At 39.9% G+C, this 17,529-nt stretch carries 11 protein-coding genes and 1 tRNA gene; 8 read left to right on the forward strand and 4 right to left on the reverse strand.

Features of this window, described 5'->3' with window-relative positions; genetic code table 11:
- Nucleotides 1-45: 45 nt before the first annotated feature.
- Together lptF and lptG are read left to right on the forward strand one after the other, a co-directional pair.
- Nucleotides 46-1,158 (forward strand): LPS export ABC transporter permease LptF, encoded by a 1,113-nt coding sequence (gene lptF / locus J8M01_RS02120; protein WP_210995344.1) that lies wholly within the window; start codon nt 46-48, stop codon nt 1,156-1,158.
- On the forward strand, nt 1,155-2,222 hold the full coding sequence (gene lptG, locus J8M01_RS02125; RefSeq protein ID WP_210995576.1) for an LPS export ABC transporter permease LptG: 1,068 nt from the start codon (nt 1,155-1,157) through the stop codon (nt 2,220-2,222). The genes lptF and lptG overlap by 4 nt, the downstream gene beginning before the upstream one ends.
- Before the next feature lie 25 nt (nt 2,223-2,247).
- Here lptG and J8M01_RS02130 read toward each other — a convergent pair whose 3' ends face one another.
- Entirely contained in the window at nt 2,248-2,745 is a 498-nt protein-coding gene (locus J8M01_RS02130) for an RDD family protein (RefSeq protein WP_211056839.1), read from the reverse strand.
- Between the two features lie 321 nt (nt 2,746-3,066).
- On the opposite strand from J8M01_RS02130, the gene J8M01_RS02135 reads away from it, so the two are divergent.
- A tRNA-Leu gene (locus J8M01_RS02135) sits at nt 3,067-3,151 on the forward strand.
- Between the two features lie 244 nt (nt 3,152-3,395).
- Nucleotides 3,396-5,219, forward strand: a complete 1,824-nt coding sequence (locus J8M01_RS02140; protein WP_211056840.1) for a HAMP domain-containing sensor histidine kinase — start codon at nt 3,396-3,398, stop codon at nt 5,217-5,219.
- Between the two features lie 112 nt (nt 5,220-5,331).
- On the opposite strand, the gene J8M01_RS02145 is transcribed toward J8M01_RS02140, so the two are convergent.
- Both J8M01_RS02145 and J8M01_RS02150 read right to left on the reverse strand, forming a co-directional pair.
- A complete protein-coding gene (locus J8M01_RS02145; RefSeq protein WP_211056841.1) occupies nt 5,332-5,715 on the reverse strand; it encodes a hypothetical protein in 384 nt (127 codons plus the stop codon).
- Between the two features lie 143 nt (nt 5,716-5,858).
- Nucleotides 5,859-8,405, reverse strand: a complete 2,547-nt coding sequence (locus J8M01_RS02150) for an Ig-like domain-containing protein (RefSeq protein WP_211056842.1) — start codon at nt 8,403-8,405, stop codon at nt 5,859-5,861.
- Nucleotides 8,406-8,724: 319 nt separating this feature from the next.
- Here J8M01_RS02150 and J8M01_RS02155 point away from each other — a divergent pair, with 319 nt between their 5' ends.
- The 4 genes from J8M01_RS02155 (at nt 8,725) to J8M01_RS02170 (ending at nt 14,357) form a co-directional block, all read left to right on the forward strand.
- Entirely contained in the window at nt 8,725-10,107 is a 1,383-nt protein-coding gene (locus tag J8M01_RS02155; protein ID WP_211056843.1) for a DEAD/DEAH box helicase, read from the forward strand.
- Between the two features lie 111 nt (nt 10,108-10,218).
- A complete protein-coding gene (locus J8M01_RS02160; protein WP_247670952.1) occupies nt 10,219-11,415 on the forward strand; it encodes a cation:proton antiporter in 1,197 nt (398 codons plus the stop codon).
- A gap of 109 nt (nt 11,416-11,524) precedes the next feature.
- Nucleotides 11,525-13,180: an alkaline phosphatase gene (locus J8M01_RS02165; protein ID WP_211056844.1), complete on the forward strand. Its 1,656-nt coding sequence runs from the start codon at nt 11,525-11,527 to the stop codon at nt 13,178-13,180.
- Nucleotides 13,181-13,277: 97 nt separating this feature from the next.
- Nucleotides 13,278-14,357: a M12 family metallopeptidase gene (locus J8M01_RS02170; RefSeq protein ID WP_211056845.1), complete on the forward strand. Its 1,080-nt coding sequence runs from the start codon at nt 13,278-13,280 to the stop codon at nt 14,355-14,357.
- An 11-nt stretch (nt 14,358-14,368) separates the two neighbouring features.
- Here J8M01_RS02170 and J8M01_RS02175 read toward each other — a convergent pair whose 3' ends face one another.
- Complete coding sequence (locus tag J8M01_RS02175; RefSeq protein ID WP_211056846.1) at nt 14,369-17,410, reverse strand: EAL domain-containing protein; 3,042 nt, start codon at nt 17,408-17,410, stop codon at nt 14,369-14,371.
- Nucleotides 17,411-17,529 lie beyond the last annotated feature (119 nt).

The raw sequence follows: 17,529 nt of genomic DNA on the forward strand, positions 1-17,529 counted from the left end.
ATTTCCTACTATTCCAGTGAAACAAGACGTTTATAGGGGCAGGCATTGCTAATATTTCGTTATTTAACTGCTGAGGTGCTGAAATCGCAAGTTGCGGTGTTCCTCACATTAATGACCATTTTTGTATCTCAAAAGTTTGTGAGAATTTTAGGGGATGCGTCAGAAGGGGGGTTGCCCTCGCAAATGGTGGCTGCGTTTTTACTATTAAAATTACCACAATTGGCAGTGTATATTTTACCACTGAGTTTATTTCTTGGCATTATTTTAGCCTATAGCCGTGTATATGCCGACAGTGAAATGACGGTGCTGCGTGCGTGTGGCGTCAGTGAGTGGTACGTTGTAAGGATAACGCTTATTTCAAGTGTGGTGTTTGCGTTATTTGCAGGTTCTGTGAGTTTATATTTGGCGCCATGGGCCAGTGAAAAAGAATATCAATTAAAAGAGCAAGCGGATGCTGAATCAGGCTTATCAGCATTGAGGGCTGGGCGTTTTCAGCAAACGGGTAATGAAAAAGCGGTTGTCTTTGTTCACAATATTATTGATCAGGGGCGGGAATTGAATAGAGTTTTCGTTGCTCAAATGCCGGATAAAGACTCGAATCAAGCAGCACGAATAGTGTACGCACAAAAAGGGCAAGTGATTGAGCTAGAATCTGGTGAACAGCAGTTGTTATTAGATCAAGGCAAACGCTATGAAACAGATGGCCTCAGTCAGGCGTTAAGTAAAACTGAATTTGCCAGTTACCAAGTGCAAATACGTGAACAAGAAATAGAACATCAACGCCGAAAATTGGAAGCGATTCCATCGTTAACATTATTGGAAATGGGTACGCCAGCAGCATTGGCGCAGTTTCAATTACGTTTATCTGTACCCATTTCAATTATATTGTTAACTTTAATGGCTGTGCCATTGAGTGTTGTAAACCCTCGCCAAGGCAAGTTCGCCAAATTAGTACCTGCAATTTGTTTATATTTAGGGTATTTCATACTATTAAATGCAGGTAAATTTCTGGTTGCTGAAGGGAAAATACCGGCTACGGTGGGCCTCTGGTGGATCCACTTAAGTGCACTATTTATAGGCACCTATTTAATTGTGAAAGGACGTCCAATGGGAGTTTGGATTAGATCACTGTTTGCAAGTAAGGAGCAGACAGCATAATGAAAACTTTAGATTGGTATTTAGGGCGAAGCATATTACAGACTACCAGCTTTGCATTGCTGGTATTTGTTGGTATTAACACTTTAATTAAATATATAGAGCAATTGAAGTCAGTGGGTCGCGGCAGCTACGATATGACAACAGCATTACTGTACACGCTATATAGTATGCCGTCAGATATTGTGGTTTTTTTCCCGATGGCTGCATTAATTGGTGGATTGATAGGGTTGGGTGCATTGGCATCGAGTAGTGAACTGGTAGTGATGCAAGCTGCCGGTATGTCACGATTGCAAATTATAGGGTCGGTAATGAAAACGGCTATTGTGTTGGCTTTATGCATGATGGCACTCGGTGAGTGGGGAGTTCCACAAGCAGAAAAGCAGGCCAAGCAGCTTAGAAATAATGCAATATACGGTGGTGAAGTATTTAATGCTCAAAAAGGCGTTTGGGCGAAAGATGGTAATAACTTTATTAGTATTGATAATATAGAGGCTTCTGGTGATCTTAAGAATGTAAGTATTTATCACTTTAATGACTCATTAGCACTGGAAAAAATAACACGCGTAGCACAAGCCTCCAGCGTACCTCAAGGTTGGCAATTTAATGGCATTGAAGAGGTGAGTATGGGGGAGTCTCAGATTCATACCGAGTATAAAGAATCTATGTTGTATACCTCAGAGTTAACATCTGAAAAATTAGACGTGGTATCTGTCGAGCCTGAATCATTATCGTTTAGTGGCTTATGGTCATATTTGTCTTATTTAAAACAAAATGAACAAGATACGAGTAGCTATGATTTAGCGCTTTGGCGCAAAATTATGCAGCCGCTTACTATAGCAGTGATGTTACTTGTGGCGTTATCGTTTATTTTTGGTCCATTACGTTCAGTGAGTATGGGAGCAAGAATTATTATGGGGGTTGTGACAGGGTTAATATTTCATTTGAGTAATGAAATATTTGGTCCAATCGTTATTGTTTATAATGTGCCGGCTATGCTTGGGGCAGCCATGCCTAGTATTATTTTTGTTTTAGTTGCTAGTTACTTATTACAACGAAAGCAGTAAAAAAGGCGCGAGGCGCCTTTTTTACTTAATCTAAGCTATTGTATACTTTTTTATTTTCTTCTTTACTTAAAAATATAACTTCAGTACCGCATAGGAAATCTTGTAATGCGCGCTTTTTCTTAAAGTCAATTAACACAAATAAGTTACCTAACCCTAATAGCGATGTTAAGCTGCGTAACATTGCTGTTTTCCACGAAAGCAGATCCCCGTCCTGTGTTTGCACCTTTAGTCTCCATGCACGCATACCAATTGTTTGTCCACTCTTTGTCCAGAAGTAACTAAAAAACAATAGACTAACGAGTACGAGTAAGATTGCACGAAGGCTATAAAGTAGTGTTGAGTTTTGAATGAAGGCCGATACGTCTTCATGTTCTCCGAGTTGGAGTATGCCAGCCGAGATGAAGCTCTGTATAATGATTAAATAAACGATGGTCGTTAACATAGCAAACGCGATGACCACAAGGCCATCATACATTAACGACGCTAAACGACGACGAAGACCCGCTTTAGGGAAGTCTGACATAACAATACTCACAGTGTCATAGAGAAATAAAAACTAGTACTATTCTACACAAAGCGTTTACTAATGGCGAAGCCTATTGAAATTTGTAAGCTGTTTACTGGTTAGGTAAAAACAGGCGTAATAAGTATGTTCTTTCTGGGTGAATATTACACTATTTGTACATTTGTTAGTCTGTTGATATGAAATTGCAAAAAACAGCTTGCCGGGCTGAGTTATATTTGTATAATGCATGGCATAGAGACGAGGGCATACAAAAAAAGCCTTAGCTCAAAGTGGTTTTTCTTTATTTTCTCTTGTTTTAGAAGATGAAAGAAAAATTATGCCAGTGTGATGGAATTGGTAGACATGACGGATTCAAAATCCGTTGCCTTCGGGCGTGGCGGTTCAAGTCCGCCCACTGGTACCACTTTTTATAGCCCGCTGATTTATCAGCGGGTTTTTTCTTGCCTGAAATTTGAAGTTTTTCATCAACTTCTAAAATTATCGCTTCTACAGTAATAATCATTATTAATCTAACGCATTGACACCATGCGTCTTAATCATCAAAGGTCAAATGATCTTTAAATTCACTTTTATCATAGTTTAGTATTTACGACACAGTCCCTTTTCTGAGCTAAACTTAGTGCATTGATAGCAGCTAGGTGAGTTGTGTGCAGTTAAGACATTCAGTGTTATTGTTTAAAGGGGCTGCGTTTATAAGTACTTTGGTTGTGTGTATTGTAAGTTGGTTTTTATACACAGAAGTAACGAATGGTATTAAACTTGAGAGAGCTCTTAGCGATTTTGAAGGTTCAATTAATCGCTTAATTGAACATCAAGAACGTTATGTGGTTGAAAGAGAAGTGCATTTGGCACAAGCCATAGCACCTTTATTTTTAAATTATCAAGATCAATTTAATCACCTATTAACACTCATTCTTGACGAGCCCGAGCATGTGACTCAATTGAGTAAAATTGATGAAAAAATAAAAAAATTTAGCCATGTACTTGGTCTATTTGAACAGTCTCAAACTAAGCTCGGTTACAATGAAACTGAGGGGGTTTATGGGGAGTTTCGATACCATGCACATCGACTGCAATCTATTGCTACCCAAGAGTCGCTTCCTCAATTGGAAATTTTAATTTTGGAATTAAGGCGTGCTGAGAAAGATTACTTACTGCGCTTCAAACCACATTACCTAACGTTACATCAACAGCACTTTGAGAGAGCTACAGAGTTGATAGAAGCATCATTTGCGAAACAAGCAGGGTTTTATTTACAGTATTTAGCGAAATATCAACACGGTTTTCTAGAATATGTTTCATTAATACAGCAACAAGGCTTAACCCATAAGCAGGGGCTAAGGGCCAAAATGTATGAAAATATTCAAGCAGTAAAAACCCACAGTAAGATTTTAAACGAAAGCTTATCTAAGATGCGCCATGATAATAAGCTATCTCTCGTTTTTAGTGCGCTTATAGGAATAATTTTAATCAGTATAGGATGTTTGATATTACTGAACTATCTCAATAATCGAGTCTCAAAACATATATTAAAAATCAACAAAGTATTACAACGGGTAACGAAAGATGAGGATTTTTCGCTAAGAGCAGATCTGTTTGGTGATGATGAAATTGCACAAATAGGTCATCAGTTAGATGGTTTGTTTGCCTTCATTGAAACACTACTATCTCGTTTAAGTGCGGCTCAGACTCGACTCATTGAGGAAGCTAAAATAGCAAGTTTAGGTAATATGGTTAGTGGCTTTGCCCATGAACTAAATACTCCATTGGGCATTGCAATTACAAGTCAATCTCACTTAAAAGAGCAAGTTCAAGTGATCAAAGCTGATTTAGAGTCAGGCCTATTACAAAAGCAGGCACTGACAAAGTTGATAACTGAAGCTGAATCGGCTTTATTTCTTCTAGAGAACAACCTATTAAGAACCGCTTCTTTAATCGATGATTTTAAAAAAGTCGCCGTACATCAACAATATGATAATCTCGACGAATTTAATTTGAAGACACTTGTAACCGGGGTGTTTGATTGTTATCAATCGGAGTTATTCCCAGAACAGTATTCGGTTGAAGTCGAAATACCAGACAATTTGGTTTTGGATAGTTACCCAGCGACGTTTTGTCAAATTTTAAGTTATTGTATTAATAATAGTATTAGCCATGCCAAGGTGCCGAGTAGGCCGCTAACTATCCTTGTTTCAGCGATGGTAGTTAATGATTTTGTTCACGTGTATTTTAAAGATGATGGTAATGGTATTGATAAAGAGTTGATCTCAGTTATTTTTGAGCCATTTATTACCACTAAGCGACATGATGGAGGGACGGGGTTAGGGCTAAGTATTGTGTATAACCTAGTTACGCAAAAGCTAAAAGGAGAGGTGAAAATGCTAAGTCCAGATCACGGCGGCGCATGTTTACATATTATATTAGAAAATACCAAGTATCGTTACACAACGGATGAAGGTATTGCCAGCTGATCGTAAAAAGGGTAATCCGGGCATTATTTATTCAGTGGTTAATTAATTGAGTAGGTTAGACAAAATAGGTGGTTAGTGATCATGCCTATATTTTGTGTCTACTTCATTTATTTTATGGTTTATTTCTAAGCGCTTCAATTGCAAGTCTGGCTGCTTTTGCACAAAAAAAACCTTTAATAGGTAAATTCGTTCTTTCAATAAAACTTTCTAGCAAGTTCATTTGTACACTATGACTGCACACAACCGCAATAAACAAACATCCATGCTCTAATGACCAGATATATGAATCTCGAATAACCTTCATAACCTCCAAACAGCCTAGCGTTTCAGGATCAAGTTCTTCAATACGATACCATTGCTCATGTTGTGCGCTATTGACGATTGTTTTCAGTTGTTCAAATGCTTCAGTTACGCCTTTCATATTAAAAGGGCCTGATACATTTAAGCACAGTATATCGTCTTGCCATGTATATTCTACAAAGCCGTGGATATGCATGATGCTACCTCATTACATTCGAGATTAATTTGATGTAGGGGTAAATAACACGACAGCATGATTTGAGTCAAGACCCAGTTTAGCTGTGGCGTAAGACAGAGCGGGTATTTTTGTGCGGCTCTGTCTTAAGAGGTGTTAGTGTATTACTTTCCTTGATTTAAACTGGTTAATTTGTCCCCAATAGGTTTTGAGAAGTTATAACCGTCAAATTTGTCCCAGTTAATAGACCAAGTCATTACGCCGCCAAAGTTCGGGGCATTTTTAGCCGGTACAATGGTAGAGCAATTAATGCCTTTAACTAGGCAGTCTAATGCAGCAATAATGTTACCTATGGGGGCTTGTCCTGAGTTTGCAGACTGAGGACCAGATGGAAGGCCAATTGCAACTTGGTCATCACGTAGTGGCGCAAAGCGTGTACCGTTGGCTAATTCAAACCCTTCAAGTAACATTTTAGCATGTGCAACCATCATATTAACGGAGCCTTCTGGTGCACTGCCTGGCTGATATGGATTTGGTAACCCGCCATTGTTGTACAGTTGTACATGAAGTAGATCCAATGTGTCGCGAAGTTCATTTATAAGTGGAATGTAAGCGCCCCATATACCGGTATATGCAACCATACCACCGTGAACATAGGGGTGCTCTGGTGCCATTGTAAGGACCATATCCCCACCAATGTTTTGCTCAATTTCTTTTAATGCACGAGGTAACCTAGCTTGAATTTGCGTACCGTGCATGAGATTCGAACCACTTTCAAGGTCAATGTCTAAGCCGTCAAATCCCCATTCATTGATAATCGCGGTAAGGCTTGATACAAAGTTCACTTCATCACTGTCGGTATTTAATGTGATAGTACCTTCTGCACCTCCAAGGCTTAATACAAACACTTTCCCTTGTGCCTGAAGTGCTTGCATATCTTGTTTGAACTTCACTGGGTCAATTGCTGGGCAGTTAGAGTGAATGTCTTTTTCAAATAAGTTGAAATGAACCGTACCGTTTGAGTTACGATCATTGTCGGCAAATGCAATATCAATAATATCCCATGCAGGTGAGATTTGATCGAGTGGTAGTGGACAGCCAGCTGGATTAACAAAGTTATGCCAGTAACCAATTAGTTTGTGCGTTTTAGCTATGGGCGTGTCAATCACTTTAACACTAATACCTTCGCTAGTTGCTTGGTTTCCTAGATTATCTTGAGCAATGGCCGTAATGGTTTTATTGCCTAAACTCGCTGGAGTGTATTGTGTAGAGTACGGAGCTGTGGTGTCAGTAGCAACCAAAACCCCATCTACCGCAAAGCTGACTTGTGTTACTTGTCCTATTAAGGTTGATGCATCAGCGGTCAACTGCGTTGAACTACCTAAGGCTAGCTGGCTTCCTGCAACTGGGGAGGTAATTGAGCTGACGATTGATTTGTCTGTTATGGTAACGACTTGAGAGTTCGTTGTTTGATTACCTTCATCATCGGTCGCAATTGCTTTAAGCTGGATGGCTCCCAATTGTTGAGGTACCCAATTAACCAGATATGGTGCTTGCGTTAAGCTCGCTAGCAAACCATTACCAGCATAAATATCTACTTGACTGACTTGACCATCAGCATCAGATGCCGCCACTGCGATATCATAATTACGGCCTTTTAATAATGTGCTGTTTGCCGCTGGTGAATTAAAGGTTATGGTCGGTTTAATCGCACATATACCTTGGTCTGTCCAAGCGTCAGTCCATGCTTGACCAACACCCGGTTCATAAGCCCATAGAGCGTCAGAGCTACACCAAGGTCCAATATCACAGCGATATTTGTTGTTATTGTGTGCTACCACATCGCCTGTACTATAATTGCCACTTGCTTGATAGTTTGGAATGTTAGTACATCCACCCGACCCTAGCTGTGATACCGAAATAGTGGCAATCGCAGATGCCGTGGCATTTTTATTATCTTTAACAATCGCTTTAATTTGTTGATTGCCTACGGTTGCATTCCAAAGTGTTTCATATGGCGCACTGTCATCTGTTGCAAGTAATGTATCATTGACCCAGAAAGTTACATTCGTTACTTGGCCATCGGAGTCGGCTGCGGAAGCTGCAATTTTAACTTGCTCACCTTGCCTATATTGTGCGTTATTAAGCGGTGCAGTTAATTCAATTGTCGGGCTGACATTGGGCATACCATCAGAGACTGTTAATGTTGCAGCTGTGCTGGTGGTACTTGCGCCTACATTATCTGTGGCCACTGCGGTTACTTGATACTGTCCTGCTTGTGTTTGCCAGATAACTTGAAATGGCGCTTGTGTATCAATACCAGCCGATAGACCACTTACGAAAAACTCAACCTGTGTGATTGTGCCATCAGGATCAGTTGCTTGCGCATTAAAAACAGCGCTGTCATTTATGGGTAAAGTTGAACCGTTAGCGGGTGAGAGCAGGGTAACTTCTGGCGCTTGATTACCTCCACATGCCCCTAAATCTTGCCACACTGCATATGGGGTGGAATTGTCTGCTGGAGATTCTGCTTGTGTCCACCACTTGGCTTTATATGCGGTGTTATTTTGAGTGACAAAGTTGTCTGCGACATAGGTATTATTACTCGACCATGGTTCAATACCTTGGCAATCATAAGCAAATGAATAAAAGGGTAAGGAGCATAGCCCTATTACTGCACTATGTAGCACCTTGTTGGTGTTAAATTTCATCTTAATTTTCCTTTACAGTTGTGTTTTTTTTGCTCAAAAGCAAAGTTCAGCATATATGTAAGCTAAATGTTGATCAATTGTATTATTGTAACCAAACGGTTTGTTTAGTCTAAAGAGGTTAATAAATATGGCATAAAATAGGGGATTAGGTAGCGATCTGTTATACTTGATTTTCTTACAACAGCATCAAGATATTCAACAGCCTGTGTAAGTGCAGTCGGCTTAGCAGATGTCACATTGCTTTCATTTGTTAGGGCTTATGCCGCTGTGGTTTTCCTATCTATTTGTTGAAGATAAGCCCCAACACATGAGAGTTTAAATGACGTTTTCAGATTTGGGTTTGTCACCATCAATTGTTCAAAGTATTACAGATAAAGGCTATACAACCCCAACAGCGATTCAAGCTAAAGGGATCCCTGCGGTTTTATCAGGGCAAGATGTGATGGCTGCGGCACAAACGGGTACAGGTAAAACAGCTGCTTTTACGTTACCGCTTATCGAACAATTGTTAAAAGAGGACCGTCCACGTGCTAATCAAGCATTGGCGTTAGTGTTAGCTCCAACACGAGAGTTGGCTTTGCAAATAGCCGAAAACGTGGAAGCATATAGTCAAGGAACACGCTTACGTTCTGCGGTTGTATATGGTGGTGTGAAAATAAACCCTCAGATGATTCAATTGCGTAAAGGCGTGGATATTCTCATCGCTACGCCTGGGAGGTTGCTTGATCTCTATAGCCAAAATGCTGTTAAGTTCAATCAATTACGTACATTGGTGCTGGATGAAGCCGATCGTATGCTTGATATGGGCTTTATTCATGATATTAAACGTATTATTAAGGTATTGCCGAAAACGCGCCAGAACTTACTATTTTCAGCGACATTTTCAGATCCAATTCGAGAGTTAGCCAAAGGGCTGATTGTATCGCCAATTGAAATATCAGTGACACCAAAAAATGCAGCCTCGAAGACTGTAACTCAGTTTGCATATGCCGTAGATAAGCCCCAGAAAACTAAGCTATTGAGCCACTTAATTAGAACCAATAAATGGCAGCAAGTATTGGTGTTTTGTCGTACTAAGCATGGTGCAAACCGGTTAGTCACGCAGTTAGAGCGTGATAAAATAACTGGAGCTGCAATTCATGGTAATAAATCTCAATCAGCACGCGTAAAAGCACTCAATGGGTTTAAAACAGGCGAAGTCAATGTGCTTGTGGCAACAGATATCGTCGCGCGCGGATTAGATATTGCAGAACTGCCTTATGTGGTTAACTATGACTTACCGAATATTTATGAGGATTATGTTCATCGTATAGGGCGTACTGGGCGAGCAGGAAGTGATGGTCAAGCAATTTCATTTGTGACTGCCGATGACGCAGTTGATTTGTATGGCATTGAACGTTTTATTGGCGCTTTGATCCCAAGAGCTGAAGAAGATGGCTTTTTACCGCAACACCCTGTTCCTGAAAAAGCATTGGATACACGCCCAGTGAAACCTAAAAAGGCAAAGAAACCGAAAACCCACAGTGATCAAGTTCAAGGGCAAAGTCCATCAAATAAAGCGAAGCAAGGACAAAGCAAGCATAAACCACGTGGAAATGGAGGAAGCTCAGCAAAGTCACACGTAAAAGCTGCAATTGATAATCCGACCAATGCCAAGCCTAAACGTCGACGTTTTTCGGCGCCCAAACCTAAGGCGTCATAGCTGCCAGTGAAACGTACTTAATATAGTGTGACGCAGCGATAAAATAAGGTGATTTAACTTGCTTATCATCATTATTCATTGATAGTAGTAACAAACTACTTGATAAGGATAATGATGATTTATTATGTTTTGGCCAGCATAGGCCTTGTTCTGTTTATATATTCCATTAGTGTCCGGCAGCTTGCCAAGGCAGAAGTCACCGCCCCCATATTGTTTGTGTCATTTGGTGCATTACTCGCATTATTACTCCCTTATGAAAGCACTTCTACTCTGTTAGACGCCTCGATAGTTTTACCTGTCGTTGAAGTTACATTAGCAGTGGTTCTTTTTAGTGACGCTGCAAAGACACGATTGCGTATACTTTATGAGTCCTATCAATTGCCGTTACGATTATTACTGATTGGGCTGCCTTTAACGGTGCTTTTTGGGGCTATATTTGCTTATTGGTTATTACCGATCACTTGGGTTGGAGCCACTTTACTGGCCGTGATCATTGCGCCTACCGATGCCGCTTTGTGCAAAGGATTTTTGACAGAAAAGCGGGTGCCAATAAGGTTGAGGGAAGCGACTAACGTAGAAAGTGGCTTAAATGATGGATTATGTGTACCGCTTTTTTTATTTATGTTGGGAATTTTTGTAAATCATGAGAGTGCCGAATTATCAACGCTATCTTGGTTTTTTTTCAGAGAGTTAAGCATAGCTTGTGTGATCGCAATCACGGTGACGTGGCTTTCAATTTTGCTTATAAAAAAGGCCAAGCATCACCATTTTTTTGCGACGACGACAAGTCCTTTTTTGTTTGTTGGTGTTGCATTACTTGTTTTTTCACTGGCACAAGCACTGCATGGTAGTGGCTTTATTGCCGCTTTTGTAAGTGGTTTGCTATTTGACCGCTTTTATGATGATGAGGTGAAAGATCAATTGATTGAAGAGAGTGAGCATCTAGCCGATTTTGCGACATTATTAATATGGACGTTATTTGGTGTTGTATGCACTTCACTGTTGAGCAATGGGGTCAATGTTGATGCGATGGTGTTTGCTGTGTTAGCAATTTCAGTGGTCAGGATACTTCCAGTAATGCTGAGCTTGCTGCACAGTGATACTACGATACATGAACGGCTCACGTTAGCATGGTTTGGTCCTAAAGGGTTGGCAACGGTGGTTTTTACCCTAATGCTATTATCAGTAATGACAGGAGAGGAAGGAGCGCTAATTACTGAAGTCGCCATCTACAGTGTTTTACTGAGTATTTTTGTACACGGTATATCTACCCGGCCGGTTTCTTTGAGTTTTAAAGGATTGGAGTAAGTACTCAAAACGTCATGTAAATGAAATAAAAAAGTCATTATACGTCCCTAAAATGAGCATCGATTTTTAATTGCATAAGACTAATTTGCTCATACGTTACGGGAAGACCATGAAAAAGAAACTAATAACATTAGCAGTATCTGCTGTTTTACTCACTGCATGCAACGATGATACTAAAACGGTTGAAGTGATCAAAGAAGTAGAAAAAGAGGTTATAAAAGAAGTTGCACCCACACCAGTAACGTCAGTGAAAAATGTAATTTTAATGATTGGTGACGGCATGGGTGCACAGCAAGTTGGTTTACTGGAAGAGTATGCTCGCCGAGCGCCAAACTCGACTTATAACGCTCGTGGAAATCAAACGGCTTTATCCAAGTTAGCAGACGCAGGGCACATGGGGCTTTCATTAAATGCTCCGCATGGGGAAAATGGCGTGTTAGTGACAGACTCGGCATGTTCCGCGACACAATTGGCAACGGGTATGGCTGCTGGCTCTGAAATGATCGGTCTTGATGAGCAAGGTAACATTGTAGAAACTATTTTAGAAAAAGCGAAAAAAGCGGGTAAAGCAACAGGCTTGGTCTCAGATACACGTATTACTCATGCTACGCCAGCTGCATTTGCTGCGCACCAACCACATCGATCTATGGAACCTGAGATTGCTGAACAACTCGTAAATACCGGTATGGTTGATGTATTATTATCGGGCGGAGCGCGAGTCTTTATTCCATCAGATATTAAAACAGATGAAGCAGATCAAAAAGTACTTGCTGATTTAGGGATGCCAGCGAGCGTATACAAAAAGTCGAAACGCAATGATGATAAAAATATTGTATTAGCTGCGAAAGAACAATATGGATACGCATTGGCTTTTGACAAAGCACAGTTGCAAAATAGTGATGCAGATAAGTTATTGGGCTTATTTGCAAATTCAGGTATGGATGATGGCATTGCATATAAAGCATGTCAGGCAAGTAACAGTTGTACTCAGCCATCATTAAAAGAAATGACCGTTAAAGCATTGGATATTTTATCTAAAGATGAAGATGGATTTTTCTTAATGATTGAAGGTGGGCAAATAGATTGGGCTGGGCATGCAAACGATGCTGGCTGGATGCTTAATGAGCTTTTGAAGTTTGATGAAGCCGTTGAAGCTGTGCATGAGTGGGTCAAAGATCGTAATGATACATTGGTGGTGGTGACCGCAGATCATGAAACGGGGAGCTTTGGATTCAGTTATTCAAACGTTAATAAACCTGAACCGGTTTCTCTCCCAGGAGATGGTATGAATAATCGAGATTATAAGCCTAATTTTAATTTTGGATCTTTAAATATTCTGGATAATTTATACGAACAAAAAGGTACATTCTTCGATGTGATGGGAGCCGTTAATGCCGATACCGATTATAGTAATAGCACAGATGTACAGTGGCAAAAAGCCATAGAAGAATTGACACCATATACAGTCACATTAGAGCAAGCTGATAAAATTGATGAGTCGTATAAAGTAGGGGCTGATGATAAACCACTTCCTTATTTTAATGATTTTTCAGAGTTCTACGTATACGGTGGTGAAGATTTTACAGGTAAAATAGCGCGCGCAGTGGCGAGTCAGCAAAATGTTGTGTGGGGAACTGGTACGCATACAGCAGCACCAGTCCCTGTTTATGCTTTTGGTCCAGAAGGCGTCACTAAGCAGTTTTCTACTTTACAACATCATGTTGATATTTCTAATAAAATGATGGCTGCGTTAGAACTTAAATAAAATATTAAAATAGTATTCATTGAACAATTATCTAGAAAATTAATAATTGTTTAATGTTTTCTGGTTATATTTAAACCTCATTTTATAGGGAGTTTTTATGAGGTTTAAATTTACATTTTTATTCTTGCTTTTATCTAGCCAAATTAATGCTAATAATAACGAATATATAATTGAGGGCGTTGATGAGTTAGGTCAAGGAATAAATCAGAAAGTTAAAGTTGAAAATAAAAATGGAAAGACTTTATATCAAGGTGATATATTGGTTTCCGGTGTTAATATTAGAGATGTATTTGATATATCTCCTATGGCTATAGTAAAACCTAGCAATTATAGATGGCGTAACGGAGATGATTCAATTGCTTACTATCGATTTAACGGATTAGATTTTCGGCAGAGGCAGGCAGTATATCACGCAATGTCAGTTGTTGAACGCTCTTCAGGAGTACGCTTCAAAGAGTCTCAATCAGAAAAGGATATCATCGAAATAGTTAAAAGTGGTGATAGTGAGTGCTATTCGCAAGTAGGTAAAGTAGGTGGGATACAAGAACTCGGGTTGGGTAATGGTTGCTTTACAAGTGGTATTATCATCCATGAATTATTACATGCGCTAGGTTTTTGGCATGAGCAATCTCGTTCGGATAGAGATAACCACATTTTGATACATTGGGACAACATTACAGAAGAAAAAAAGCATAATTTTAATAAACAAGTTGGTAGTAATGTTGGCAACTATGATTACAAGTCTATCATGCATTATTCGAACTATAGCTGGGCGATAGATAAAACCAAACCAACTATAACAGTAATAAACGATCCCAACCTAGTTTTAGGTAGCAACTCTTTAAGTAGTACAGATATTAGCACTTTACAGAATATGTATGGTACTACGCCGAAGCTACGAGCAAGTTCCGGTCAATGTGGGGGGAATTACGATTTATATTGGAGTATGCCAAAACAAGGGGGTTACTATGAATATTATGCGGAAATTTACTTAGATAATGAGTTTAATAGAGATAGTGACTTTAGATTTGGAGAGACATCAATAAAAATCTATTCTAATAGTAGTGTCAAAGTAAGGTTATGTGAATCTGTTCAGGGGTATTGTGGCCCCTTTAGTAATACAGTGTACTTGCCAAGAGATACATCAGATGATTGCGATAGAGGGCCAAGAGATTAACGTTCTCTCAGCTACTTATTGAGTAATTTAACAAATGCATCTAGGGGCATGGGTTTAGCGTAATAAAACCCTTGCCCAAAATCACAGCCTGCTTGCAGTAACAATTGATGTTGAGTAGCGGTTTCAATCCCCTCTGCAATCACTTTTAAGCCCAATTGATGAGCCATCATTATCATCGCTTCACACAAAGCTAAATCGTCGGCACTGTTGGCAATTCCATCCACAAAGCGTTTGTCAATTTTAATGAAATCGGTATCCATCTGCTTCAAATAGGCGAGCGAGGAATAGCCAGTACCAAAGTCATCCAGTGCTAAAGCGAACCCTTGCTTAGTTAAAGCGGCTAGCCGCTGTTGGGTACGAGGCAGTGCATTCATCATTAGACCCTCGGTGATTTCAATAACGAACTGTTCAGCGGTTAACCCTTTGGCATTGAGTTGTTGATGCCAATTATTGAGGGTACTGTGCTTAGCCGTAAATTGAACCGGCGATACATTGATACTGAGCTGTACCTGATGACCTAATTGATTAAGGGTGCAGAGCGTATCGCATGCACTATTGAATATAAACTCGCCCATACCGTGTATTAACTGAGTCTCTTCAGCCAAAGGAATAAATAGAGCTGGGCTGACGATGCCTTTATCAGGATGAAGCCAGCGGATCAGGGCTTCAGCTTTAACAATGGATTGGTCCGTCATTTTTACAATTGGTTGGTAATATAAAGCAAACTGCTGTTGAGCTAATGCGACCCGTAAATCTTTCAAAAGCGTCATTCGGTGCTCTGCTTGTTCACGCATTTGTGCATTGAAAAATGCAAATCCGTTTCGACCATGTTGTTTTGCTTCATACATAGCTTGATCAGCAGCTTTGAGTAGTAATTCACTGCTGTCACCATCAACGGGAGCATGTGCAATGCCAATACTTGCGCTAATATGGCACTGCTCATTGTCAATTTGAATACTGGGCTTTAGTTGGGCGAGTACGGCGTTTGCTAATTTAGTTAATGCGGTGGTGTGATTGGTGTTTGTGACCAATACAAATTCATCGCCGCCAATTCGAGAGATCAAACTACAAGAAGGTGTTAATGCTGTTAATCGGTTGGCAACCTCAGTTAATAATTTATCGCCGAAATAATGGCCTAGAGTGTCATTTATGTCTTTAAAGTGGTCCAAATCGAGTAAGAGTATTCCGACTTTTACTGCGGTATTTTCCAGTTGAATTTTTAAGTGTCGTTTTAGTTCTCTGCGGTTCGCAAGCTCGGTGAGTTGGTCAAAATGAGCTTGACGCCAGATTAATTCATCTTTGCGTTTGCGATCAGTAATATCTGTGAAAATAGCAACGCGACGATACGCTTCGTTATATTGATTATACACGGTATTGATTGTTAACCACTCGGTGTAAAGCTCACCATCTTTACGGCGATTAATTATCTCGCCTTGCCAATATCCTTGCTCACATAATTGTTGCCACATTTGCGTATAAAAGTGTTTGTCATGCTTACCAGAACTTAAAATGCTGGTTGCTTTTCCGAGGGCTTCTTCTCTTTTAAACCCTGTTACTTGGCTAAATGCTGGATTAGTGTCAAGAATAAAACCATTTGCGTCAGTGATAACCATACACTCGCTGCTGTTATTGTAAACAAGCGCAGCCAAGCTAATTGCTTCTTCGTGCTCTTTTCGCTGACTAATATCTCTTATCACTAAAATAGCCTGTTGGTGCTCACTTATGTGATTAATTCTGCACTCATAAATACGCTGTATGTTATCTGTATCTAAATGTGAAAACTCAAGTTGACTGTAAGGTTGCTCTTCTAATAACGCAAGTTGTGCCATGATGCGTTTAAAAACATGCTCGGGAAATATAACGTCAATTGAGGACGCTGATTTTGAAAATGGACCATGAGACATTAAAATTTCTCCGTCCTTATTTACTCGTAAGTAACTGTCTGGTAATGCAGTGAGCAAAGCGATTAATTCAGCATGTTTGTGAGTGAGTGCTTGCTCTGCATTGAGTCTTGTATGCGCCATGTGTTCAAATTGTTGTGTGACCACATAAAACTCAGGACTCGACTGTTTGTTTTCCCATTGAGCTATTTCACCTTTTGTTACTTGTGCTATCGCATCTTGAAGGGCTTTGAAAGGTTGTAGTAACACTCGGTTGAGTTGCCATTTAGCCTGCCAAATTATCAATAAAATAGCCAATATGAAGAGTATTAGTGTGGTTGCAACTTTACTGTTAGCTCGATTTACTGCATCCTCAAATGGCAGTGAAAAGTGGATATATAAGCTCGTTAAGGGTTTACTTTGCTCAAGAGGAAGCTGCAAATATATTCTGCTTTGGTCATTGCCATCTTTTAATACCTGTGCAGTATCCAAAGTGCTAGGCCAGAACTCTTTTAAAGGCCGGCCGAGTTGCGCTGGTTGAAGCGGGTAGTGGGCAATAACATTATGTTGCGCATCACTTATCATAACCTCACTGTCAACGGGTAAAGAAAGCTTTGCAAGTGCATGACTCCACTTAGTGAGGGATTGAGCGACGACGATGGTGTGCCGAATATTATTATTTTCATCAATAACAGGTATCGCAAAGTTAACCGTGGCTTTGTTTAGTGATCTATCATGTTGAAATTGCCCGACAGTAAAACGTTTTGTTTTATTCGCATCTTGAAAGTATTTTCGGTCGCTGATATTGATTGGTTTTACGTTACTGATTATGGTGCACAACACATTCCCTTCTGGGGATACTATGCCAATATTTGCAATTCTTGAAGAGAGGGTTTGTGCATATCGTAAAATTGAAGGGCATTGTTCGGGTATTGTGGTATTCAATTCTGGATGACGGGCGAGCTGGGAGAGTAGTGCTTTTGTTTCGCTAATGTCATTTTGTTGTACCGCGGCAATATGCTCCGCTAATAATATCGCTTTAAACTCACTTTGCTGTAGTATTTCTGAATGTTCTTCAAGCAATTGGGCTAAAATCACCAAAAGTCCAGGTACACAGATCACGATGAGTAATCGATAAAATCGGTACGGTATTGATAAATTTGAAATAATCATGCCTGTGAGTAATTTAATTGTGGTGTAATATAATACAAAGATTTAAGGAGTATGAGCAAATAAATCCGTACTAAGAATAGGGGAATATAGAATTTAATCTCGCTTTTGTGCTGTAACAG

The sequence above is a fragment of the Pseudoalteromonas sp. MMG005 genome, assembly GCF_018101015.1.
Taxonomy (GTDB): Bacteria; Pseudomonadota; Gammaproteobacteria; order Enterobacterales; family Alteromonadaceae; genus Pseudoalteromonas; species Pseudoalteromonas aurantia.